This window comes from Acinetobacter sp. CIP 102637, from assembly GCF_000368425.1.
GTDB lineage: Bacteria > Pseudomonadota > Gammaproteobacteria > Pseudomonadales > Moraxellaceae > Acinetobacter > Acinetobacter parvus.
Map to the genome: position 1 here is coordinate 1,335,654 of NZ_KB849435.1, position 21,667 is coordinate 1,357,320.

21 protein-coding genes are annotated in these 21,667 nt (G+C 41.2%); 6 read left to right on the forward strand and 15 right to left on the reverse strand.

All coding sequences use genetic code 11. From position 1 onward, the window contains the following. Positions 1 to 92: 92 nt before the first annotated feature. From F967_RS09455 to F967_RS09470, 4 genes are read left to right on the forward strand one after another with little or no spacing between them, the layout of a single operon-like run. Positions 93 to 1,589: a TolC family protein gene (locus F967_RS09455; protein WP_004799540.1), complete on the forward strand. Its 1,497-nt coding sequence runs from the start codon at positions 93 to 95 to the stop codon at positions 1,587 to 1,589. Between the two features lie 12 nt (positions 1,590 to 1,601). After that, positions 1,602 to 2,765: an HlyD family secretion protein gene (locus F967_RS09460; protein ID WP_004799543.1), complete on the forward strand. Its 1,164-nt coding sequence runs from the start codon at positions 1,602 to 1,604 to the stop codon at positions 2,763 to 2,765. A gap of 3 nt (positions 2,766 to 2,768) precedes the next feature. Continuing rightward, a complete protein-coding gene (locus F967_RS09465) occupies positions 2,769 to 3,899 on the forward strand; it encodes an ABC transporter permease (RefSeq protein ID WP_004757624.1) in 1,131 nt (376 codons plus the stop codon). Further along, positions 3,896 to 5,008 carry an ABC transporter permease gene (locus tag F967_RS09470; RefSeq protein ID WP_004799545.1) on the forward strand — a complete coding sequence of 371 codons (1,113 nt, stop codon included), beginning with the start codon at positions 3,896 to 3,898 and terminating at the stop codon, positions 5,006 to 5,008. The genes F967_RS09465 and F967_RS09470 overlap by 4 nt, the downstream gene beginning before the upstream one ends. A gap of 24 nt (positions 5,009 to 5,032) precedes the next feature. On the opposite strand, the gene gyrA is transcribed toward F967_RS09470, so the two are convergent. From gyrA to F967_RS09520, 10 genes are all read right to left on the reverse strand, one after another. Beyond that, on the reverse strand, positions 5,033 to 7,768 hold the full coding sequence (gyrA, locus tag F967_RS09475) for a DNA gyrase subunit A (RefSeq protein WP_004799547.1): 2,736 nt from the start codon (positions 7,766 to 7,768) through the stop codon (positions 5,033 to 5,035). Between the two features lie 356 nt (positions 7,769 to 8,124). Beyond that, positions 8,125 to 8,640, reverse strand: a complete 516-nt coding sequence (locus F967_RS09480; RefSeq protein ID WP_004761658.1) for a DinB family protein — start codon at positions 8,638 to 8,640, stop codon at positions 8,125 to 8,127. Positions 8,641 to 8,725: 85 nt separating this feature from the next. Further along, on the reverse strand, positions 8,726 to 9,661 hold the full coding sequence (locus tag F967_RS09485) for an electron transfer flavoprotein subunit alpha/FixB family protein (RefSeq protein ID WP_004799549.1): 936 nt from the start codon (positions 9,659 to 9,661) through the stop codon (positions 8,726 to 8,728). A 17-nt stretch (positions 9,662 to 9,678) separates the two neighbouring features. Continuing rightward, complete coding sequence (locus tag F967_RS09490; RefSeq protein WP_004682710.1) at positions 9,679 to 10,428, reverse strand: electron transfer flavoprotein subunit beta/FixA family protein; 750 nt, start codon at positions 10,426 to 10,428, stop codon at positions 9,679 to 9,681. A gap of 427 nt (positions 10,429 to 10,855) precedes the next feature. Then, a complete protein-coding gene (gene xerA, locus F967_RS09495; RefSeq protein WP_171063102.1) occupies positions 10,856 to 11,743 on the reverse strand; it encodes a site-specific tyrosine recombinase/integron integrase in 888 nt (295 codons plus the stop codon). A gap of 37 nt (positions 11,744 to 11,780) precedes the next feature. Next, positions 11,781 to 12,383, reverse strand: a complete 603-nt coding sequence (locus F967_RS09500; protein WP_004799553.1) for an alpha/beta fold hydrolase — start codon at positions 12,381 to 12,383, stop codon at positions 11,781 to 11,783. A 72-nt stretch (positions 12,384 to 12,455) separates the two neighbouring features. Further along, entirely contained in the window at positions 12,456 to 13,310 is an 855-nt protein-coding gene (gene dapF, locus F967_RS09505; RefSeq protein ID WP_004799555.1) for a diaminopimelate epimerase, read from the reverse strand. Between the two features lie 6 nt (positions 13,311 to 13,316). Next, positions 13,317 to 14,567, reverse strand: a complete 1,251-nt coding sequence (lysA, locus tag F967_RS09510) for a diaminopimelate decarboxylase (RefSeq protein WP_004799556.1) — start codon at positions 14,565 to 14,567, stop codon at positions 13,317 to 13,319. After that, positions 14,564 to 14,773, reverse strand: a complete 210-nt coding sequence (locus F967_RS09515) for a hypothetical protein (protein WP_004799558.1) — start codon at positions 14,771 to 14,773, stop codon at positions 14,564 to 14,566. Before F967_RS09515 ends, lysA begins: the two co-directional genes overlap by 4 nt. Positions 14,774 to 14,908: 135 nt before the next feature. Beyond that, positions 14,909 to 16,336 carry an amino acid permease gene (locus F967_RS09520; protein ID WP_004799560.1) on the reverse strand — a complete coding sequence of 476 codons (1,428 nt, stop codon included), beginning with the start codon at positions 16,334 to 16,336 and terminating at the stop codon, positions 14,909 to 14,911. A gap of 282 nt (positions 16,337 to 16,618) precedes the next feature. Here F967_RS09520 and radA point away from each other — a divergent pair, with 282 nt between their 5' ends. Both radA and F967_RS09530 read left to right on the forward strand, forming a co-directional pair. Then, a complete protein-coding gene (gene radA, locus F967_RS09525) occupies positions 16,619 to 18,007 on the forward strand; it encodes a DNA repair protein RadA (protein WP_004799562.1) in 1,389 nt (462 codons plus the stop codon). A 104-nt stretch (positions 18,008 to 18,111) separates the two neighbouring features. Then, a complete protein-coding gene (locus F967_RS09530) occupies positions 18,112 to 19,083 on the forward strand; it encodes a Tim44 domain-containing protein (protein WP_004799564.1) in 972 nt (323 codons plus the stop codon). Positions 19,084 to 19,136: 53 nt separating this feature from the next. Here F967_RS09530 and F967_RS09535 read toward each other — a convergent pair whose 3' ends face one another. From F967_RS09535 to F967_RS09555, 5 genes are all read right to left on the reverse strand, one after another. Continuing rightward, positions 19,137 to 19,619: a hypothetical protein gene (locus tag F967_RS09535; protein ID WP_004799567.1), complete on the reverse strand. Its 483-nt coding sequence runs from the start codon at positions 19,617 to 19,619 to the stop codon at positions 19,137 to 19,139. A 15-nt stretch (positions 19,620 to 19,634) separates the two neighbouring features. Further along, positions 19,635 to 20,069: a hypothetical protein gene (locus F967_RS09540; protein WP_228127275.1), complete on the reverse strand. Its 435-nt coding sequence runs from the start codon at positions 20,067 to 20,069 to the stop codon at positions 19,635 to 19,637. 25 nt (positions 20,070 to 20,094) lie between these two features. After that, complete coding sequence (locus F967_RS09545) at positions 20,095 to 20,511, reverse strand: type II toxin-antitoxin system VapC family toxin (RefSeq protein ID WP_004799571.1); 417 nt, start codon at positions 20,509 to 20,511, stop codon at positions 20,095 to 20,097. Continuing rightward, on the reverse strand, positions 20,489 to 20,740 hold the full coding sequence (locus F967_RS09550) for a ribbon-helix-helix domain-containing protein (RefSeq protein ID WP_004799573.1): 252 nt from the start codon (positions 20,738 to 20,740) through the stop codon (positions 20,489 to 20,491). The genes F967_RS09545 and F967_RS09550 overlap by 23 nt, the downstream gene beginning before the upstream one ends. Positions 20,741 to 20,833: 93 nt before the next feature. Continuing rightward, positions 20,834 to 21,649, reverse strand: coding sequence for a caspase family protein (locus F967_RS09555; protein ID WP_004799575.1), 816 nt, complete (start codon positions 21,647 to 21,649; stop codon positions 20,834 to 20,836). Between the last annotated feature and the right edge of the window lie 18 nt (positions 21,650 to 21,667).

The window sequence follows — 21,667 nt, forward strand, 5'->3', positions numbered from 1 at the left end:
TCATATAACTATTTAATTAAAAACATAATATTTTAATTTTATAAAAATAATTTAGACTAACGCAGAATATTATTAAATTGCGACATCAGATCATGTTGAAATGGCATCATCGACCGAATTTTAAGGTCAAACGGTTTCCAAGGCAGTTGAGTTTGAGTATCAGTTTAATTAGCTGTGCCCTGTTCTCCATGCCTGTATTTGCCCAAACCCTGAGCTATGGTGAAGCTGAACAATATGTTGTGGAGCATGCCTATGCCACACAAGCGCAGCAGGCGCTACAGCAAGCCTCTCAACTTGAAATGCAGGCGGTAAAGAATCTTGGCCTGCCCCGTATTGATTTAAATGCCCGTGCCTATGCATTTCACAGTGAAACCAGTGTACCTCTGGAATCCAGTAAACGTAGACTGGAAAACTCACTGACCCGTGGTTTTGATGACAAATTATCGCAATGGCAAAATGTACTTCCGCCAGAAGTGATTGACCAGGTTAGCCAGGGCTTTGATCAAGTGGTCAGTGACGGACTGAATAAGGTGCCAAACGATCTGGATGTCACTATTCAGGACCACGATGTCCGCACCTCAGTTTCTATGGTGATGCCCCTGTATATGGGCGGGAAAATCAACAGCGCCAAGCAAATCGCCAATATTCAGGCACAGCGTTCCAACATCAGTGAAAAGCAGCAACAGGACACACAGCGCTTTGAAATGATTCAGGCCTATTTTAATGTGCAGTTGCAGCAACAATTGGTCAATTCTGCCCTGTTTAATTTAAATGCCATGCAGGAACACTACGGCAACGCAGCCAAGCTTGAGCAGCAGGGTTTTATTAACAAAGGCCAACGGATGCAGTTTGAAGTTGCCCGCAACAATGCGGAACGCAGCTACCAAAATGCACAGGCAAACTTAAGGGCAAGCCAGTTTAGTCTGCAAAACCTATTGCAAACCAAGCAAAGTGTTCAGCTCTCCACCCCGCTTTTTGTGAATTTAACCCAAAATCATTCCCTGGATACACTACTTGCAAACTATGATCAAAATTCAAGCCTGATCAGGAAATTGCAGATGGATACCCAGCTTGCCAACGAAAATGTCAAGGTGCAGCAATCAGCCAAGAAACCCAGTGTTTTTGCTTTTGGGGAATATGAACTGGACAGTAAAGAGAACTGGATTGTGGGAGTAATGGCAAAATATAATCTATTCTCTGGAATTGATAACAACAAGAATATTCGTGCAGCTGAGTTAAAAAAATATGCCGCAGAGTTGATGACTGAGCGTACCAAGCAGGAAGTTGAAAATGTGCTGTATAAATCTTTCAGTGAGTTAAATTCTGCTCAAACCAGCCATCAACTTCTCACCCAAAATATCAAGGCAGCTCAGGAAAACCTGCGCATCCAGCAACTGTCCTTTAAGGAAGGCATGGGTACAGCCACCCAGGTTATTGATGCCCAGAATGCCCTAAACGGTTTAAAAACTGAAATGGCAGTTAATGCCTATAAATACATCCTGTCACTGGCAACCTTACTGCAAAGCTATGGTTCTATTGATGAATTTAAGCTTTACGTTAATCAACCACGTACTGACTATATCCGCTAATTGGAGAAATTTATGAGCCAGAATCCATCATCATCCAATTCAGAACGTGATATAGGTCAAGAGACGATTTCGACTGAACATCAGGGAGCAACTTCTGTTGAACCTGTTATTCAACCAGAAAAACAGCATGAGGATGTTTCAGCCAACACAACCACTCCGAATAGCAAAGCTGACTCAACTGGATCAGGCAAAGGCAATAAACTGAAACTGATCATGTTTATTATAGTCGTCCTTTTACTTGGTCTGATTGCCTATGGTTTATGGAAAGCCTATCTTCCGAAAACAATTGAGTTGCAAGGTCGGGTTGAGTCGGAAACGGTACATATCAGCACCAAGGTACCTAGCCGTATTGAGGAATTTTATGTCACTGAGGGGCAAACTGTTAAAAAGGGTCAGGCTGTGGTGCGTTTTGTCAGTCCTGAACTGGAGGCTAAAAAGGAGCAGGCACAGGCAGCCCTGCAAAGTGCAATGGCATTCCATTCAACCGTCTACCGAGGTAGCCAGCAGGAAAATATTGATACCCTCTATGCCAACTGGCAAGCCATGAAAACTCAGGCTGAATTGGCGGCAACCACCTATAAACGGGGTGAAAACCTTTACCAGCAAGGGGTGATTTCCCGTCAGCGCCGTGATGAAATGCTGGCGGCACAGACCTCTGCCCGTGAAATGGCGGAAGCAGCTTATCAACAGTACGCACGCGCTAAACGAGGCAGTACCGAACAACAGAAATCAACTGCCGATGCAAAAGTCGCCATGGCACAAGCTGCTGTCAAAGAAGCAAATGCATTGACAGAAGAAACCAAGCTCTATTCACCGGTCGACGGTACTGTATCGAAAACCTATGGCAAACCAACAGAGTTAGTCGCAACTGGTGTGCCTGTCGTCAGTATTATTGAAGACCATGAGATGTGGGTCAGTTTAAATGTCCGTGAAGATATGTATGAAAGTGTATATCAAAACAAAACTTTAGATGGTTTCGTACCTGCGCTGAATCAAAAAGTCACATTTAAAGTGAAGAACATTGATGTTGAAGGAGACTTTGCAACCATTAAAACCACACGTCAAACGGGTGGTTATGATATTCGCAGCTTTAAATTCCACTTAGTACCTGAGCAATCTATTCCAGATCTTAAAGTTGGAATGAGCGTACTTTTTAAAATTAAAGAGGCAAAATAACCAATGTTTGCTGCAATGCTTCGAGAGTTGCGTTATTTAAAATGCCATAAAGTAGATGCATTTATGGCAATCATTATGCCTTTATTGATCATCATCTTTTTTACCAGCATGCTTTCGGCTGGAAAAGCTGAGCACTTACCGATTGCCATTGTTGACCAAGATCAAAGCCAATTAAGCCGACAAATCATTCATAACCTCAGTATTAACCCAAGTCTAAGTGTAAAGACTATCAGTTCAAGTCAAGACGAAGTTGAACGTATGATTAATAGTACTCAGGTTTGGGGTTTTGTTTTCATTCCTGAAGGTGCGGAGCAACGACTTGTTCAGGCAAAAAATGCTCAAATTAGTATGGCGTATAACCAATCTTTTTTTACTATTGGCAATACCATTGCTTCAGCAATGCAAAGTAGCACCCTCAATGCCATTGGCGACTATTTAGGTAACAGTTATTTAGCAAATAAAATCCCTTATGCTGAATTCCCTACGCCACATGTCAAAGTCTCGATGCTATATAACCCCAGCATGAGTTATGAGCTATTTTTAGGACCGTTCATTGTTCCTGCAGTACTCCATTTATTGCTGTGTTGTTGTATTGCATTCGCAATCGGGCAAGAATTTAAGCGTCATACCTTTGCAGAATGGTTAGGTTCAACACAGATTGTTTCTCGATTTTTTGGAAAAATTTTGCTTTATGTGCTGATTTTTTGTTTCTGGACATGGTGCTGGATGTTCTGGCTCACCCAAGTCAAAGGTTATTTTATCGCAGGCTCACTTAGCTTTCTTTTGATCGCTCAGTTTGTGTTTTATTTTGCCTATGCCATGATCAGCAGTAGCGTTATCTTAGCTACCAAAGACCTGCCTAAAAGTTTTGGTTTTATCGCACTATATGGTGGTTCATCCATGAGTTTCGCAGGTGTCACACTCCCCTTAAATAATGCTCCTGCATTTACACAATTATGGTCAATGATTATTCCATTTACCCCTTACGCAAAATTACAAACTGAGCAATGGGTGATTGGAAGCGATGTCATTATTTCAGTTATACCTTTCATTATTCTGCTCGTTTTTGCAGTGATATTTAGCTTATTAAGTCTTCGTTTATTGAAGAAAAATGTTCAGGAGATTCACTCATGAAATCATTTTTCTTTTATTACAAACAAACTTTCAAAAATATTGTGAAAAATAACTCAGTGTTTACCACACTGATTGCCTCTATCCTCATGTATAGCTTTTTCTATCCAACTGCCTATAAAGCGCAAGTTGCAGAAAATATTCCGATCGTGATTGTTGATGAAGAACAAAGTGTTTTAAGCTCTAAAATTATTAGTCAAACTGCTAGTAGCCCCCATATCCAGATACAGGCTGTCACAGGGAACTTCCTTGAAGCAGAACAAATGGTGAAAAACCAAAAAGCTGAAGCGATCTTATTACTTCCAGAAAACCTGAGTCAAAGCCTCAGACGCGGGGAAATGGGAGGGATTGGGCTTTATCTCAGTACAGCATATTTTTTACAAACTAAAGAAGCTGCTACAGGTCTTGCGACCTCGATCGAATATACACTGAAAGAGCATTTGGAAAAATTTGGCGAAGCCTCCCAATTTGAAATTGAGCTGCCAATCCACGATATTCCGTTATTTAATACTTTATCAGGTTATGGCAGTTATATTTTCCCTGCTGTTGCCAGTCTAATCATTCATCAAACTATTTTGCTTGGTTTAGCCATGCTCATTGCGAGTTATCGCGAGCAAGGCTGGTCTGCTGAACCCGTGGAGTTCTGGGCAATATTTGCAACGATCCTTACAATTAGTGGTTTAGGTAGCCTTTATTTATATGGTTTCACATTTTGGCTATATGAATATCCACATGGCGGCAATTTCTGGGGCATGTTGCTTGCTGTACCGATTTATGTGAGTTGTGTCATTGGTCTTGGTATGTTACTTGGTTCGCTGGTGGATATGCCTGAACGCGTTGGACATTTGGTTGTCGTTACTTCAGTTCCTTTATTCTTATTGACTGGTGCTGCATGGCCACACGCAGCTATGCCCGAATGGATGCAGTGGTTTGCATGGGCTTTACCATCTACACACGGTGTCCAAATGTTTGTTCAACTCAATCAAATGGGTGTACCCACCTCTATCGTTGTACCTAAACTTATTTATCTTAGCACAGTTGGCGCAGTCTTATTAGCACTATCTTATTACCGTTTGGTGATGATGAAACCAATAAAAAAGGAAGCTATTTAGCTTCCTTTTTTAGGATGAATAGATTTACGCTTCAGGCGTATCATCTTTCGGTTCTACTGCAACTTCTTCTGAAGTTGCTGTTTGCGCCTCTGGATTTTCTACGCCTTCGATCAGCTCTAATTCGTCCTCATCTTCCACTTCAACAGCTTCAATTGAAACCACACCCACCAGTGTTTCAGCATCGCTTAAACGAATTAAACGAACACCTTGTGCATTACGACCTGTGGTTGCAACCTCAGCCGCACGGGTACGCACTAATGTACCACCATCAGAAATCAGCATTAGTTCTTTGCTTTCATCAATAGACACAGCACCAACAAGTTCACCATTACGCTCGCTAGTTTTAATGGCAATCACACCTTTACCACCACGTTTCTTGGTCGGGAAGTCATCAACAGGTGTACGCTTACCATAGCCATTGGCGCATGCACACAACACTTCACCAGTTTCAGGTACAACCACGAGCGAAACAATACGACTGACAACATGCGAATCTGATGAATCATCATTGTCATCACTATCATCATTTTCAACGTCAGCATCTTCGGCTTCAATGGTATTGCTTGCAAAACTCACACGCATACCACGCACGCCTTTTGCAGTACGTCCCATCGCACGAACATCTGTTTCAGCAAAACGAATTGCCTTCCCTTCGTTCGAGAACAACATGATCTGCTGATTACCATCGGTAATTGCAACACCAATTAAAGTATCTTCTTCGTTCAACTCAATCGCACGTAAACCGTTAGAACGAACATTACTAAATTGTGCTAATTCAACACGTTTAACCGTACCTGATGCTGTTGCCATGAATACATAGTGATTTTCAGGGAATTCAGTCAACGGTAAGATTGCAGTCACGGTTTCATTTGCATCCAATGGGAGCAAATTAATAATTGGACGACCTTTTGCACCACGTGAAGCTTGCGGAACCTCAAACACTCTTAAACGATAGACTTTACCGACATTGGTAAAACATAAAACTGTTGCATGGTTTGATGCCACAATTAAATGTTGAATAATATCATCATCTTTCATCGAAGTTGCAGACTTACCACGACCACCACGACGTTGTGCTTGATAGTCAGAAAGTGGTTGAGTTTTCGCATAACCTGTTTGAGAAACAGTCAATACCACTTGTTCTTCTGGGATCAAATCTTCACGGCAGAAATCAACACCTGATTCAACAATTTCAGTACGACGCCCATCACCATATTGTTGCAAGATTAAAGCAAGCTCTTCACGGATCACATTCATCAATAAATTAAAATCATTGAGAATTGCTGTTAATTCAGCGATTTGACCTAAGATTTCAGAATATTCTGCATGTAACTTGTCTTGTTCGAGACCCGTTAAACGGTGCAAACGTAATTCTAAGATTGCTGCAACTTGCGTAGGTGACAAGCGATAAATCTCACCTGACAAACCAAATGGGCGAGTTGGGTCTTCGCCTTCAATTTCATCTGGACGAACAGAGATCGCACCTGCTTTTTCCAGCAATGCCACCACGCCACCGCCAGCCCACTCACCTACCTGTAAACGTTCACGCGCTTCGGCTGGGTTTGCAGAGGTTTTAATGGTTTCAATGATGGCATCAATATTGGCCAAGGCAACGGTTAAGCCTTCCAAGATATGTCCACGCTCGCGTGCTTTACGCAATTCGAACATGGTACGGCGGGTCACCACTTCCTGACGGTGACGGATAAACGCCGCAATGATGTCTTTCAGGTTCATCAACTTAGGCTGACCATTATCCAGACAGACCATGTTAATGCTGAACGAGTTTTGCAGTTGCGTATGCAGGAACAGGTTATTCACCACCACTTCTGCATTTTCGCCACGCTTCAGGTCGATCGCGATACGCATACCTTCTTTATCAGACTCGTCACGAAGCTCAGAAATACCTTCCAGCTTCTTTTCTTTCACTAACTCGGCAATACGCTCAATGGTTTTTGCCTTGTTGACCTGATAAGGAATCTCAGTAAAGACGATGGTGGTACGGCCTGTTTTTGGGTCTTCCTCAAAGTGATATTTACCACGAATATGCAAACGGCCTTTACCAGTCCGATAGGCATCAACAATGCCTGATTTACCGTAAATAATACCGCCCGTAGGGAAATCTGGACCCGTGATATGCTCCATCAAGCCTTCGATAGAAATATTCGGGTTATTGGCATAGGCTAAACATGCATTCACCACTTCTGTCATGTTATGCGGCGCCATATTGGTCGCCATACCGACTGCAATACCCGTCGCACCATTAATCAAAAGATTTGGAATACGTGTCGGCATCACTTGAGGAATACGCTCAGAACCGTCGTAGTTATCTTCCCAATCAACAGTATCTTTTTCTAAGTCTGCTAAGATTTCATGGGTCAACTTTTGCATACGAACTTCGGTATAACGCATTGCTGCTGCGCTATCCCCATCGACAGAACCGAAGTTACCTTGACCATCAACCAACATGTAACGCAAGCTAAAATTTTGCGCCATACGAACGATTGTTTCATATACTGCACTGTCACCATGAGGGTGATATTTACCGATCACGTCCCCGACAACACGAGCAGACTTTTTGTATGCTTTGTTATAATCATTGCCCAATTCGTGCATCGCAAACAATACACGACGGTGAACAGGTTTTAGACCGTCTCTCACATCTGGTAATGCACGAGATACAATTACGCTCATGGCGTAATCTAGATATGAATGCTTGAGTTCGTCCTCAATGGCAATCGGTCTAATTTCCGATACGCTCATGCATACTCCTTGTTTACAGGTCGATGGTTCCACCTGTTTTTATGTCTTCAATCTTGCAAAAATTCAGTTCAAAAACTTGAACTAAAATAAAAAATACAGCGAAAAATTATAGCATAAAGGACGGGTTAACTGGGAGTTTTCAGCATGAAAAATAGCATTTTTTTACAATAAAAATATTATATAAATTATATAGTTAAAATTAGATGATGATTCTTGATCATCCTATAATGGCCAGTTGTTTGATTCACCTCACAGCATCCTCGAAAATTCGACCATTTCACTTATATTTTCCTTAAAAAATAAGCAACTAAAGATAGGTAACATCACTCATTTTTCCAGCGTCTGGTACTCGCGATTTAATGATATAGGCAAGCATTTTCCCTTTGGAAATAAATCAAGTCCAGCTCAAGTGATATACCTGTCAACTGGAAAACCATATTATGCATTTGCCCACGATGATGGGTTTGATGATTAAACATATGAGCCAACACTTCAATCAATGGCTCTGTATAGGTCTGGTTACGGCGAATATAGGTCAATGCTTGATGAAAAGCTGATTGATCATGAACCTGGACATAATCAATTAAAGATTGATCATGGTTTTTACGAACTTGAATTAATTCCTTTATGTCTGGATATAAAACATCATCCAGTGCATAACGCGAGGGTTGTAGTCCACAGATACGTTCAAACCAGAGGAAATCCCCAACCAACACATGATTTGCAGTCTGAATCAGTGAGTTAAAATAAGCGCCACAGTCCTGATTCAACTGTGTTTCAGGCAAAGCCTCTAAAACTGCAAACAACTTGTTATTTGCCCACTGATTATAATGAGCCAGCATCAGAAAATAGGTCTTAAAAGTATAATTCATCGGTAATGCTCTCATTTATTTATTCTTATTTTTAACATAAAAAAACACCCCTTTCGGGGCGTTCTTCAACTTTATTCAGAGCGAATTAAAGTTTAGATACCAATTCAGGTACAACAGTGTTCAAGTCGCCCACTAACCAGTAGTCAGCAACGCTGTTGATTGGTGCTTCTTCGTCTTTGTTGATTGCAACAATAACTTTAGAATCTTTCATACCTGCCAAGTGCTGAATCGCACCAGAGATACCAACAGCAATATACAAGTCAGGTGCAACAATTTTACCTGTTTGACCTACTTGGAAGTCGTTTGGTACAAAGCCAGCATCTACAGCAGCACGTGAAGCACCTTGAGCAGCACCAAGCTTGTCAGCTAATGGGTCAAGTACTTTGTGATAGTTTTCACCAGAACCTACACCACGACCACCAGAAACAACGATACGCGCAGCAGTTAATTCTGGACGATCAAGTTTCACGATTTCTTCGCTTACAAACTTAGAAACACCAGCATCTTTCACCTCAGCAACAGCTTCGACTACAGCAGAACCGCCTTCAGCAGCTACAGCATCAAATGCTGTACCACGAACTGTACCTACGATAATCGCTTCATCTGATTGAACAGTTGCAATCGCGTTACCAGCATAGATAGGACGCTTGAAAGTATTTGCAGATTCAACAGCAATGATGTCTGAAATCATGCTTACGTCAAGAAGTGCAGCAACACGTGGAAGAATGTTCTTACCAGTTGTTGTAGAAGCAGCTAATACGTATTTGTAACCGCCTTTTGCGATGTCAGCAACCAAGCTAGCAACGTTTTCAGCCAATTGGTTCGCATAAGCAGCATTGTCAGCAAGTAATACTTTGCTCACACCAGCAATTTTAGCAGCAGCATCAGCAACTGCTTGAGCGCCAGAACCAGCAACTAATACAGTAATATCACCACCGATTTTTTGAGCTGCCGCAACAACGTTTAAAGTTGCACCGTTAAGTGACTGGTTGTTGTGATCAGCGATAACTAAAATACTCATGATTGTATCCTTCTGTATTAGATCACTTTCGCTTCGTTTTTCAATTTTTCTACAAGCTCGTCTACAGACTTCACTTGTACGCCAGCTTTACGTTCAGCAGGTGCTTCAACTTTAATTGTTTTAAGTTTAGTACCAGTTGCAACGCCATAATCAGCAGGAGACTTAATATCAAGCGGTTTTTTACGCGCTTTCATAATGTTTGGAAGAGCAGCATAACGTGGCTCATTCAGACGTAAGTCAGTTGTGATGATTGCAGGAAGTGCAAGCTCAACAGTTTGTAAACCGCCGTCGATTTCACGAGTAACTTGTACTTTACCACCGTCAACTTTAACTTCAGATGCAAAAGTACCTTGACCAGCACCAAGTAAAGCGCCAAGCATTTGACCTACCTGGTTAGAGTCATCATCAATTGCTTGTTTACCAAGAAGAATAAGTTCTGGTTTTTCAGCATCAACAACGCCTTTTAGAATTTTAGCAACTTCTAAAGCGCCAACTTCGTCAGCAGTTTCAACTAAAATACCACGGTCAGCACCTAAAGCCATTGCAGAACGAATTTGTTCTTGCGCGTCTTTAGAACCCACTGAAACAACAACGATTTCTGAAATCGTTCCTTTTTCTTTTAAGCGAACCGCTTCTTCCACTGCGATTTCACAGAATGGGTTGATTGACATCTTAACGTTGGTAAGGTCAACCCCACTATTGTCCGGCTTAACACGAACTTTAACGTTGGCATCAACCACACGTTTTACAGCGACAAGAGCCTTCATGTAATCCTCGGCTGTTCTAAGCAAGTAAATGTAGTGAAGAGCATTCTAACTCTTCGATCGAAACTTTTTAGGTGCCCTATCTTGCAATGTATTTGGCATTTCGGTCAAGTCACAATTTCCCATGTGGCTGTAAAAAAGATGAAATGCTCAGTTCACTAATTTAGAGCACTGAGAAATCAACTCAATTGAGCTATCCGCTCTTATCAATATTACATTTTGATTTTATTAATATTTTATAAAATTCAACAACCTAAAATAGATCTTGCAGACAAAAAGCAGATGTTCTGTAACTGATCATTTCGGGCAAATCCAAATACTCAGCACTTTTTGCAAAAAATGGTCAATAAAGTAAGAACATTGTTTAAGTGTGCTCTGTAAAATGAGTTGCCTATTTAACGTCCAATTTTGCAACATAATATATCAGGATTCAGCTTTTTTGTGCCCGAGGATGGCTTTTGTCATATACATTCATCAATTGCTCAAAGTCGAGATGGGTATAGATTTGGGTGGTGGATAGGTTACTATGACCCAACATTTCCTGAATTGCACGTAGATCGCCACTGGCAGAAAGCAGATGACTGGCAAAACAATGTCGTAATAAATGTGGATGCAAATCGACACTGATTCCTGCCCGTTGGGCCTGTAACTTAACCCGATTTTCAATCTGTCGTGAAGTCAGTGCGTTACCTTTCTGTGAAATAAACACGGCTGAATCTGCTACAAAACCACCCTGCCATATCCGATAGATTTTTAACCACTCAACCAGACTTTGTTTAGCTTTGGTTCCAAAAGGCACAATTCGGGTTTTATTGCCCTTACCTGTAATGCGTAATAACTGTCGATTAAAATCAATATCCTTGACAGTTAAACCCTGTAACTCGGCTAAACGTAGACCACTCGAATATAATAGCTCCAGCATCGCCCTGTCCCTTGACCATAATTGCTGCTCAATTGGTTTTTCAGGTGCAGGCTGATCCAGAATCTGGTTGATGGTTTCAATGTCAATCATGCCTGGCAAGGGACGGGGTTGACGTTTTAACTTAAAATCTTCTGAGGGATTCTGCTGTAAATATTGTCCTTGCTCAGCCCATTTCATAAATTGGCGAATGGAGGTCAGGTGACGTTGCAGGCTACTGGAACTGAGTTGGTCGCATTCAACACGCTCGGCTAAATATTCTCGCAAGTCCGAAGCTTCAACATCATGTAGTTGTAATTGTTTATTTTCACAAAATTTAAAAAAATCAGTAAGATCACGTTGATAGGCCGTAATGGTATGTTCAGACTGATTTTGAATTGTCCGCTCTTTTAACCACATGGAAAGTAGTTGTAAAGCTGTCTGCACACTCAACTCCCTAAAATTGCTTTATAAAAGCATTGATATAAATAGCAACTTCATCTGCATACTGTTCAGCAAAATCATGTTCTCCGCATTGAATCACATAAAGCTCAGATTTCTTAAAGATATGCTGTAAATGTTGTCCCACAGTAACAGGGCTAATCAGGTCCTGATCTCCCCACAATAATAAAACCTGTTGTTGAATATGTGCCAATTCGGCTTCATAGTCTACCTTTGCTGTGATAAACCAATCAGGATATTGCAAATATTCTTGCTGATACGCCTGTCGCCAATCCCGAACTTGAAACGGGTCTAAATTGATACCTCCCGAAGTTGCCATCAGAACCAAGCCTTTGATCAGATCAGTCTTTTGTAATGTGGCTGCGATGGCAAAAATACCACCCATTGATTGAGCAATTAAAATCGAGGGTTGTTGAATTTGTGCAACCACATAATCGGTTAAATCATCAAAACTATTTATATCTGGATGTGCAGCCACACCATGAAAACCTGGATAGGCAATGACCTGTTTGGTATAGCTCTTAGGCAATTGTGCGATCAAAGGATTCCAGAATTGGGTATTACCTGATGCGCCTGGAAAGAAAACCAAGTTATTCATTGTTATCCTTTGAAATTATAATTTTCTCTTCATGTAGACACCCCCATTTAGGAATGTCTACTTATTCCAAGATTAACCTTGGAAATATCTTAAATCCAGACGCGCATCATACACATGCGTGGTTGGACCTGTCATCCAGACCACATCACCCTCACGCCAGGCAATATGTAGCTTACCGCCAGCAAGCTGGACTTCAACCTCATTGGCAAGTAAACCACGGCGCATACCACTGACCGCAGCCGCGCAAGCCCCTGTACCACAGGCCAAGGTCTCACCCACACCACGTTCATATACACGCAAACGGATATGCTTTTCATCAATGATTTGCATAAAACCCGCATTTACACGTGCAGGAAAACGTGCGTGTGATTCTACTTGGGGGCCGATACGCTCAACATCAGCAGTTAATACATCAGGTACAATAGTCACAGCATGAGGGTTGCCCATGTTCACCACATCAATATTGATGCTTTTATTATCTGCAAGTTCCAGTTGATATAAGCCCTCAGCATCTTCATGTTCCTGAGTAATAAATGGAATTTCTTCAGGAAGAAATTTTGGCGGCCCCATATTGACCCGAACCCAACCATTTGCACCTAATTCAGGTTCAACAATCCCAGCCTTGGTCTGCACACGAATTTTGGTTTTGGTGGTCAATTGACGCTCATGCACAAAACGGGCGAAGCAACGTACACCATTACCACATTGTTCTACTTCTGAACCATCAGCATTAAAAATTCGATATTTAAAATCAACATCTGGAAAATCAGGTGGTTCAACAATCAAAAGTTGATCAAAACCCACACCAAAATGACGATCGGCTAAACGTTGAATGGTTAAAGTATCTAAATAAGCTCGCTGCGTGATCAGGTCAACAACCATAAAATCATTGCCCAGACCATGCATTTTGGTAAATTCTAAATACATCTCAATTTACTCCTCAGGCAACAAACGCTCTTTTTCCCAAAGTGATTCTATGCTTTCACGTTCACGAATTAAATAGGCTTGATCACCATTGACCATGACTTCGGCAGCGCGACCACGGGTATTGTAGTTTGAACTCATGACAAAACCGTAGGCACCTGCGCCCAATACAGCGAGAACATCATTTTCCTGCAATGCCAAATCACGCTCTTTACCGAGAAAATCGCCAGTTTCACAGATTGCACCAACAATATCCCATGTTTTTGTTGCACTATTTTGATGTGGCGTAACTGCGACAACATCATGCCAAGCACTATATAAAGAAGGACGAATTAAATCATTCATCGCTGCATCCACGATAGCAAAATTACGGTGTGTGGTTGGCTTCAACAAATCGACTTTAGTCAAAAGTACACCTGCGTTGGCACTGATACAGCGCCCTGGCTCCATATATACTTTAAGCCCTAATTTTTCTAATGCTGGGCGCAGCGCATTGGCATACTCAGCCATAGTAGGTGGTGTTTCATCTTTATAAACCACACCTAAACCGCCACCAATATCGATGTGGCGCAAATTAATCCCCATATTTTTAAGCTCTGTGATCATGAGCTCAATACGTGCAAGCGCATCAACAAATGGTTGTGTTTCAGTGAGCTGCGAACCAATATGACAATCAATGCCGACGATATCTAAGTTTGCCAAACTTGCAGCATACTTATAGGTATCAAAGACACTATCACTAGGAATACCAAACTTATTTTCTTTCAATCCTGTAGAAATATAAGGATGCGTTTTTGCATCGACATCAGGATTGACGCGTAAAGAAATAGGGGCTTGTTTACCTAATTGCGCAGCCACTTTTTGAATTCGGTCAAGTTCGGCATAAGACTCCACATTAAAACAAGCAATCCCAACCTCGAGTGCTTTTTTAATATCTGCCTCGGATTTTCCTAAGCCAGAAAATACTATTTTACTTGGTTCACCACCCGCAGCAAGCACCCGCGCCAACTCCCCACCCGTCACAATATCAAAACCAGCACCTAAACGTGCCAGTACATTGAGTACAGCAATATTAGAATTCGACTTAACTGAAAAGCAAATCTGATGATCGATATAAGAAAAAGCACGATCCATATCTTGATAATGCTGAGTCAAAGCTTTACGCGAGTATACATATAACGGTGTTCCGTATAGCGTAGCTAACTCTTCAAGAGCATAATTTTCGGCGTATAACGCCCCATTTTGACGATTAAAACTCATGGTTGCTGACCCAATTCTGTAGTTGATGTGGTTGAATCGCTGTGTTCTGCGTTTACGCTCGGTGCTTTTGGATGCTTATAGAGCAAATACTTTGCTCGTTTATCTTGCTCTACATCATTTGCCTTGATGAGTGCGCCAGACTGCCCGCATGCTGTCAAAAGCAATAACAGTACACCTTGTAATCCAAATAAAAATATACGTTGCATAATCAATAATGCTAAAAAAATATTGTTAAAGTATAGCCTGATTTTAACTCGTACCAAAACTTTTACTGATTTTTCAATACTTCAACAACAAAAAAAGCGCCAGTGATTCACTAGCGCTTTAACCATAAAAGATAACTATTTTTGTACATGCTTAGGACGATAAAACAAATAATATCCTATTGCCAAAATAAGCAGCCAAAGTGGACTGACCTTTAGAGACTCAAACGTTGTTTCATCTAGGGCAAGAAAATAAATCGTTGCTGAGAAAAAAGCAATCACAACCCAGCAAGTAAACACGCCTCCTGGCAGCTTAAAGTTTGACTGTGCATGCAGTTCAGGTGAGCGCTTACGGTAATTAATATAACTCCACATAATCATCATCCACACACAAATAAACAATATTGTCGATAATGTCGTTGCCAAGGTAAATGCCGTCACCTCATCATTACTGCCCGTTTGCACCTTATAGACAAACTGCACCACAGCACCTAAGAAAATACATAATGCAGAAAACAATAAGGCATTGGCAGGCACAGCAACTTTGGATAGCTTAGCAAAGAATTTTGGTGCTTGTTTTTCGCCAGACAAACCAAAAAGCATTCGACTGGTCGAAAACACCCCGCTATTCATCGATGACATGACCGAAGACAGCACCACCAGATTCATGATAATTGCAGCAGAGGCAATACCTGCTTGTGAGAAGATGTTTACGAATGGGCTGACTTTAGGGTTGATTTGATCCCAAGGTGTTACACACATCACCACAAACAATGCCAATACATAGAAAATAATGATACGAATTGGAATTGAGTTAATCGCTTTCGGCAAGTTACGTTTTGGATCTTGTGTTTCAGCAGCGGTTGTACCGACCAGCTCCACACCCACAAAGGCGAAAATTGCAATTTGGAAGCCTGCGAGGAAGCCATCTAACCCTTTAGGGAACATACCACCATGTGTCCACAAGTTACTAACACTTGCCGTTGTACCCGCAGCATTAGTGAATCCCGTAAAGATCATCCATAAACCAACGGCGATCAACACAATAATCGCCGTGATCTTGACCATTGCAAACCAGAATTCCATTTCACCAAACAGCTTCACAGTGACCAGATTCAGTCCAAGTACAAATAGAATTGCAACCGTACTGATCAGCAATCCACCCATTGGTGTAAAGGATTCCCCCCCATTGAAAAATTCCAGATAGTAGATAATGGCAGACAGATCGGCGATACCAATGGTGACCCAACACAACCAATAGGTCCAGCCCACAAAATAACCCGCCCAGGGACCAATTAAATCAGTGGATAAGTCAATAAAAGATTTATAATTCAGGTTGGATAACAACAGTTCGCCCAATGCTCGCATGACGAAAAACACCATCACACCAATTAGGCCATAAATGAACAGAATGGATGGACCAGCCAAACTAATGGTTTTGCCCGATCCCATAAACAATCCTGTTCCAATTGCTCCACCAATTGCAATCAACTGTAAGTGTCGGTTGGACAAACTACGGTGCAGCCCTCCATTTTCACTGGATGGCTCAAGAAACTCATTTGACATTGTTATATTCAACTCTCAGTTTTTATGTCACAAAATTAGCTTAAAAACTTTAACAATAGAAAAAGTTTTTGCAGATTTTCTTCAGATTTTTAAAATTTCAGGTTTTTTAGTTGCTTTTTCAATCAATTTTCCTCTCCTTTATATTTAAACTGGCATTCCTTGTGCCTAGCAGTTTACGTGCCAAACTCAACTTTGGCGACTGTCTGTAGATAAAATTTGTATTTCGGATACGCTATTGCTACATTTTCAATAATTTTGATTGATCCATCACGTATCTTAAATATGAGCAAAGTTAAAACAGTTTATCGTTGTGAACAGTGTGGCGCTGATCACCCCAAGTGGGCAGGACAATGTTCAGAATGTGGTGAATGGAACAGCTTGACCGAGGTACGTTTAGAATCAACAATTTCCCATCGTGCCCGCCCCAAAATGGGGGGGTATGCAGGACAGGTTGCCAATATCACCACATTGAATCAGATTTCAGTCTCACGTGAAACCCGTCTTCCGACAGGAATTAGTGAATTTGACCGTGTGCTCGGCGGTGGGCTGGTCACAGGTTCTGTGGTGCTGATTGGCGGGGATCCTGGTATTGGTAAATCGACCATTCTGCTCCAGACCGCAACACACATGGCAAGCAAGAAAAGCAATGCCTTATATGTCACAGGCGAAGAATCCCTTTCTCAAGTCGCACTACGCGCACAACGCCTTGATCTTCCCACAGATCAGCTTAGGGTAATGGCAGAAACCTGTGTGGAACGTATTTGTGAGGTTTTGGCACAGGAAAAGCCTGTCGTGGCAATTCTGGATTCAATTCAGACACTCTATACCGAAACCCTACAGTCGGCGCCTGGTGGCGTGTCACAAATTCGTGAATCTGCCGCCCTACTGACCCGTTTTGCTAAAAATAGTGGTACAGCATTGTTTATTGTAGGCCATGTCACCAAAGAGGGTTCACTTGCGGGGCCACGTGTTCTGGAACATATGGTCGATTGTGTCTTGTACTTTGAGGGACAATCTGACTCGCGTTACCGCATGATTCGGGCAGTAAAGAACCGTTTTGGTGCAGTCAATGAGCTGGGTGTGTTTGGCATGACCGATAAAGGCCTGCGTGAAGTCGCCAATCCATCCGCCATCTTCCTGAGTCGTTATGATGAAGCCATTCCTGGTTCAATTGTGATGATTAGCCGCGAAGGTACTCGTCCCCTGCTGGTTGAAGTACAGGCACTGGTGGATGATGCACATGGACAGCCAAGACGTGTGGCACTGGGTCTTGAGCAAAACCGTTTAAATATGCTACTTGCCGTAATGCATCGTCATGGCGGTGTGCAAACGTCTGGTCAGGATGTCTATGTCAATGTGGTCGGTGGTTTAAAAATTACCGAAACAGGTTCAGACCTTGCCGTGTTACTAGCCTGTGCCTCCAGCCTACGTGGTAAGGCCTTGCCACAACAATTGGCCGTTTTTGGTGAAGTGGGTTTGTCTGGCGAAATCCGTCCTGTTCCAAATGGTCAGGAACGTTTAAAGGAAGCCGCCAAGCATGGTTTTAAATATGTGATTTTACCAAGGGCCAATGCACCACAGAAATCAGTTGACGGTGTTCAGATCATTGCTGTAGCACGTTTACATGAGGCCTTGACTGAGGCCATGCAGCTGAGCGATGAATTAGGCTAGGTTAAAACAGGCTTTGACATAAAAAAACATACTTTTCTGGTTGAAATTACGCATAAATACCTGCATAAATACATTTACAAATTGGATTTAGATAGGAATTTTCGATGCAAGTACACCAGCGTGGCTTGATGGCAGCTTTATTAATGGCGACTTTGGTTGCAGCACCGATTGCGGAGGCAAAACGTGCAGGTGGCGGTAAAAGTCATGGTATGAGCCGTTCTAGCTCAACTAGCCAGTCGTACCAACAACCTCGTCAAGCGACTCCGACTCAACAACAAACAACTGCTCCGCAAAAATCAGGTCCTGGTGTAGGTTCAATGGTTGCTGCTGGTGTGGCAGGTGCTGCTGTAGGTGCTGTTGCTGCAAATGCGCTTGCTGATGATAAGAATCCAACTGCAACAGAACAACAAACTGCTGAACAAGCTCAACAAGAAGAAAAAGGTGGCATTCCTAGCTGGCTTTGGGTTCTTCTTGCAGCTGCTATCGCTTTCTTTGTGTTCCGTAAATTGGGCGCAAAAAAAAAATTAGCGGCGAATAATCCTTATGCACCAAACAATGGTGGTCAGAATAATTTTGGCCGCCAAACGCCACCTCAGGCCAATGCCCACCAAACAGGCCACAATACCAATATTTTTGGTCAATCCGTCGCTGGTGGTGCAGCAACTCAAGCACCTTTTGGTGGCGCTTCAATGAGTAATGGCAATCAGCTTCCTGATGGTACTGAACCTGCTACATTCCTGCGTGTTGCACGTCAGCGTTTCAACCACATTCAATCTGTCAATAGTGCAAGTAATGTTGAAGAAATTCGTCGTTATTTAACACCTGAGCTTTTTAATTCAATGTATCAGGACATCATGGCAAATCAGGATCAGGATGTTGCTGAATTTAGTAACCTGAATGCAATGGTGGCAGACACTGTAACTGAAAATGGTCAATATGTTGTCAGCGTGCGTTTTACAGGAACTGTAAGTGAAGACTTAAACAGCCTGCCACAACCATTTACTGAGATCTGGCATTTTGTTAAACCTGCTGGTTCACAACAGGATTGGGTTGTTGCTGGAATTCAACAGGCTTAAAATGTGTTAGTAAATAAAATGGCTACTTTAGGGTAGCCATTTTTTTGCTTGTTTTAATCCCAAAGACAATGAAAATATTTTGCAAATAATATTCGTCCCTGCTCTCTTTTCAGAATATCCGCCTGTTCCCATTGTTGTTTACGTTGTTTGTAAGTTTCTATATCTCTTTCAGTAATACCCGCTTTCGGAATAGTGAGCATCTTGATTGGAATACTGTCATCAGAGTTGCTTTGCCGCTCCACATCCTCAATTATTTTTAAATCATAAATACTTGGTTCAATTTCATCATATTCCTGTTGTGGTGAAAAAGCATAGATCATTTGATCTAAAGTCTCTTCCCATGCTTGTCTGGTTTCTTCTGTTGCCGTTCCAAATGGATGTTCTATGGTACTTTCTGTTAAAAATGCGGATGGTGTACCATGTCGTTTTGATTGTTTAAACTGCACCAAGCCTATAAAAATAATTTTGGCTAAATGGGTATCTAAATTCCAAACTTCTTTTTGAGAAAATCGAATTTTTCCTTTTTGTATAAACATATGATGTTGTTATCTCTATTGTCTGGAAATTTCTTTAAAGTGATTATTTTCAACAAGATAATATACCGTTTCACATTGTGCCTGATCACCATGACGACTACCGACTGCCATGACTAAACGGCTATCTTTTTGGTAAAAAATATCGTTTTGTTTAAAGCCTTTCTCTTTAATATAACAATCAGCAAAAGTATCAGGCAATACAAAGCTCTGCCCTGTTTTGACATTATAGGCTAAAGCAAAGCTACATCCTCCACCACAGCCTACTGTTTCCATAACATAATGCCCTGCAAAGTTAGGAGGTTGCTGTGACATTTGTTTGAATAAAGTTTTATATTTTCGAGTTTGTGGATTAAGTTTCAGTTGCTGATTTTTGCGTGTATAAGTTTGTGCAGGATAATCCTGAAATGTTGGGTTTTTGGCGTAAATTGGAGAACTAAATACCAATAACATCAAATAAATACATATTTTTAATAGTTTAGATACGAAATACATTTTCAATCTGTACCTTATTTGGTAGTCGATAAATATCAAAATCGGTATCAATACTGATAATTTTTCGAATGCCTGTTTTTTCTGCTGCAATCACTAATGTTGCATCGGCAAAGTCCATTGGTCGGTCACTGTATTTACGGGTCAGTTCTATAATTCGACTAATATCCTGTTGTGAGATTTCTTGTAGTAATACACCTTGCAGAGCAACCCATTGTAAAAAATCAAGTTGCACCTCTACATTAAAATCAATCATATGCAGGACTTCGGTCATTACAGCCGTTGTCGTAATTAACTTATATCGACCTTGTTGTAAAAAATCCTTGATCTGCACATGATAACGATCACTGCGATCAAATAACGCAATTAAAGGTCCTGCATCAATGAGAATCATATTTAGCATGTAACTTACTCTTTAATTTTGCTTTGTATGTGGTTGATAATGTTCCATCACCACTTTGATGGCGACCAAAATAAGCTTCTCCCAAGCTATAGGAGTCTTGCTGGGCTTGTTCCTGAGCCAGCAGTTTTTCTAGTGCTTCCTTTATGACTTCGGACTTGGATTTGTGCTTATGCTGTGCAAACAGGATGAGTTTTTGTTCGAGTTCCTGTGGTAAACGGACTGTAATCATGTTCTTCTTCCACCTTGTATTACAATACGTAATACAAGCAATATAATCTGCTATACAGATCCAGTCAAGGGACTATATTAGCAATCACGCTTCTTAAATCTTCTTTAACTGTAGATTGCCACCACATTGATCTATATAGGGCATTTGATGATGATCAAATTCATGTTTTGCAACGGCTGGTACGATTGCCCGAACATATTGTGCAAGTTCATTACTTTCAATAAAACCATTTTTATTGGTATCAGCTATTCCAGATAAGGCATCAAGCACTGCATAAGTGAATAGGCTATGTCCCCTAAATCCGTCTTCAATTGCATAATGCCCTGCGGTTAATATCATGCCTGATTTACACGCTTTAATATTATTGGTAGCAAATAAGTCAGTTATTTTTATAACTGAATCACTCATAGGCGTATCAATTAAAATAAGTTTGTTTATAGCAGGAATATTTGCGATCAAGTTTTTTAGTTGTGTCGTACTTAAGCCTGTATCGTGTAATTGTTTTTCTGAAAAATCTTGTGCTTTTGAGCTAAGTAAATAATATTTTTCATCTAAAAGATAAGCTTCACCTGCAATATATAAGATAAATATATCTTCTGGTTTAATCTGGGATTTTATATTCTCAAAAGCCTGCTGAATAGCGACCTGTGTGGTTTGTGAAGGTTGATTCAAAAGTTGAATACTTCCCCCTGTATAGGTATATCCAACTTGTGCTTTTAGTCTTTGATAGATGGCAGTTGCATCATTTTTTGCATACTGTAAAGAAAAATGAGCATTAGGATAGTCACCAATACCAATCACGATTGCATAGAGTTTTGGCTTTTTATCCAATACTGGATTGGCATGAAGCCAGCTATTTATACAAAATAAGGTAATAATAAGTAAGACTCTTTTAAATACATTTTTCATATCTAATTTATACTTTGC

What these genes read in the sequence shown, in the direction of transcription:
- F967_RS09455 (WP_004799540.1), top strand. Translation starts at nt 93, where the DNA reads ATGTTGAAATGGCATCATCGACCGAATTTTAAGGTCAAACGGTTTCCA.
- F967_RS09460 (WP_004799543.1), top strand. Translation starts at nt 1,602, where the DNA reads ATGAGCCAGAATCCATCATCATCCAATTCAGAACGTGATATAGGTCAA.
- F967_RS09465 (WP_004757624.1), top strand. Translation starts at nt 2,769, where the DNA reads ATGTTTGCTGCAATGCTTCGAGAGTTGCGTTATTTAAAATGCCATAAA.
- F967_RS09470 (WP_004799545.1), top strand. Translation starts at nt 3,896, where the DNA reads ATGAAATCATTTTTCTTTTATTACAAACAAACTTTCAAAAATATTGTG.
- gyrA (WP_004799547.1), bottom strand. Translation starts at nt 7,768, where the DNA reads ATGAGCGTATCGGAAATTAGACCGATTGCCATTGAGGACGAACTCAAG.
- F967_RS09480 (WP_004761658.1), bottom strand. Translation starts at nt 8,640, where the DNA reads ATGAATTATACTTTTAAGACCTATTTTCTGATGCTGGCTCATTATAAT.
- F967_RS09485 (WP_004799549.1), bottom strand. Translation starts at nt 9,661, where the DNA reads ATGAGTATTTTAGTTATCGCTGATCACAACAACCAGTCACTTAACGGT.
- F967_RS09490 (WP_004682710.1), bottom strand. Translation starts at nt 10,428, where the DNA reads ATGAAGGCTCTTGTCGCTGTAAAACGTGTGGTTGATGCCAACGTTAAA.
- xerA (WP_171063102.1), bottom strand. Translation starts at nt 11,743, where the DNA reads ATGTGGTTAAAAGAGCGGACAATTCAAAATCAGTCTGAACATACCATT.
- F967_RS09500 (WP_004799553.1), bottom strand. Translation starts at nt 12,383, where the DNA reads ATGAATAACTTGGTTTTCTTTCCAGGCGCATCAGGTAATACCCAATTC.
- dapF (WP_004799555.1), bottom strand. Translation starts at nt 13,310, where the DNA reads ATGTATTTAGAATTTACCAAAATGCATGGTCTGGGCAATGATTTTATG.
- lysA (WP_004799556.1), bottom strand. Translation starts at nt 14,567, where the DNA reads ATGAGTTTTAATCGTCAAAATGGGGCGTTATACGCCGAAAATTATGCT.
- F967_RS09515 (WP_004799558.1), bottom strand. Translation starts at nt 14,773, where the DNA reads ATGCAACGTATATTTTTATTTGGATTACAAGGTGTACTGTTATTGCTT.
- F967_RS09520 (WP_004799560.1), bottom strand. Translation starts at nt 16,336, where the DNA reads ATGTCAAATGAGTTTCTTGAGCCATCCAGTGAAAATGGAGGGCTGCAC.
- radA (WP_004799562.1), top strand. Translation starts at nt 16,619, where the DNA reads ATGAGCAAAGTTAAAACAGTTTATCGTTGTGAACAGTGTGGCGCTGAT.
- F967_RS09530 (WP_004799564.1), top strand. Translation starts at nt 18,112, where the DNA reads ATGCAAGTACACCAGCGTGGCTTGATGGCAGCTTTATTAATGGCGACT.
- F967_RS09535 (WP_004799567.1), bottom strand. Translation starts at nt 19,619, where the DNA reads ATGTTTATACAAAAAGGAAAAATTCGATTTTCTCAAAAAGAAGTTTGG.
- F967_RS09540 (WP_228127275.1), bottom strand. Translation starts at nt 20,069, where the DNA reads ATGTTATTGGTATTTAGTTCTCCAATTTACGCCAAAAACCCAACATTT.
- F967_RS09545 (WP_004799571.1), bottom strand. Translation starts at nt 20,511, where the DNA reads ATGCTAAATATGATTCTCATTGATGCAGGACCTTTAATTGCGTTATTT.
- F967_RS09550 (WP_004799573.1), bottom strand. Translation starts at nt 20,740, where the DNA reads ATGATTACAGTCCGTTTACCACAGGAACTCGAACAAAAACTCATCCTG.
- F967_RS09555 (WP_004799575.1), bottom strand. Translation starts at nt 21,649, where the DNA reads ATGAAAAATGTATTTAAAAGAGTCTTACTTATTATTACCTTATTTTGT.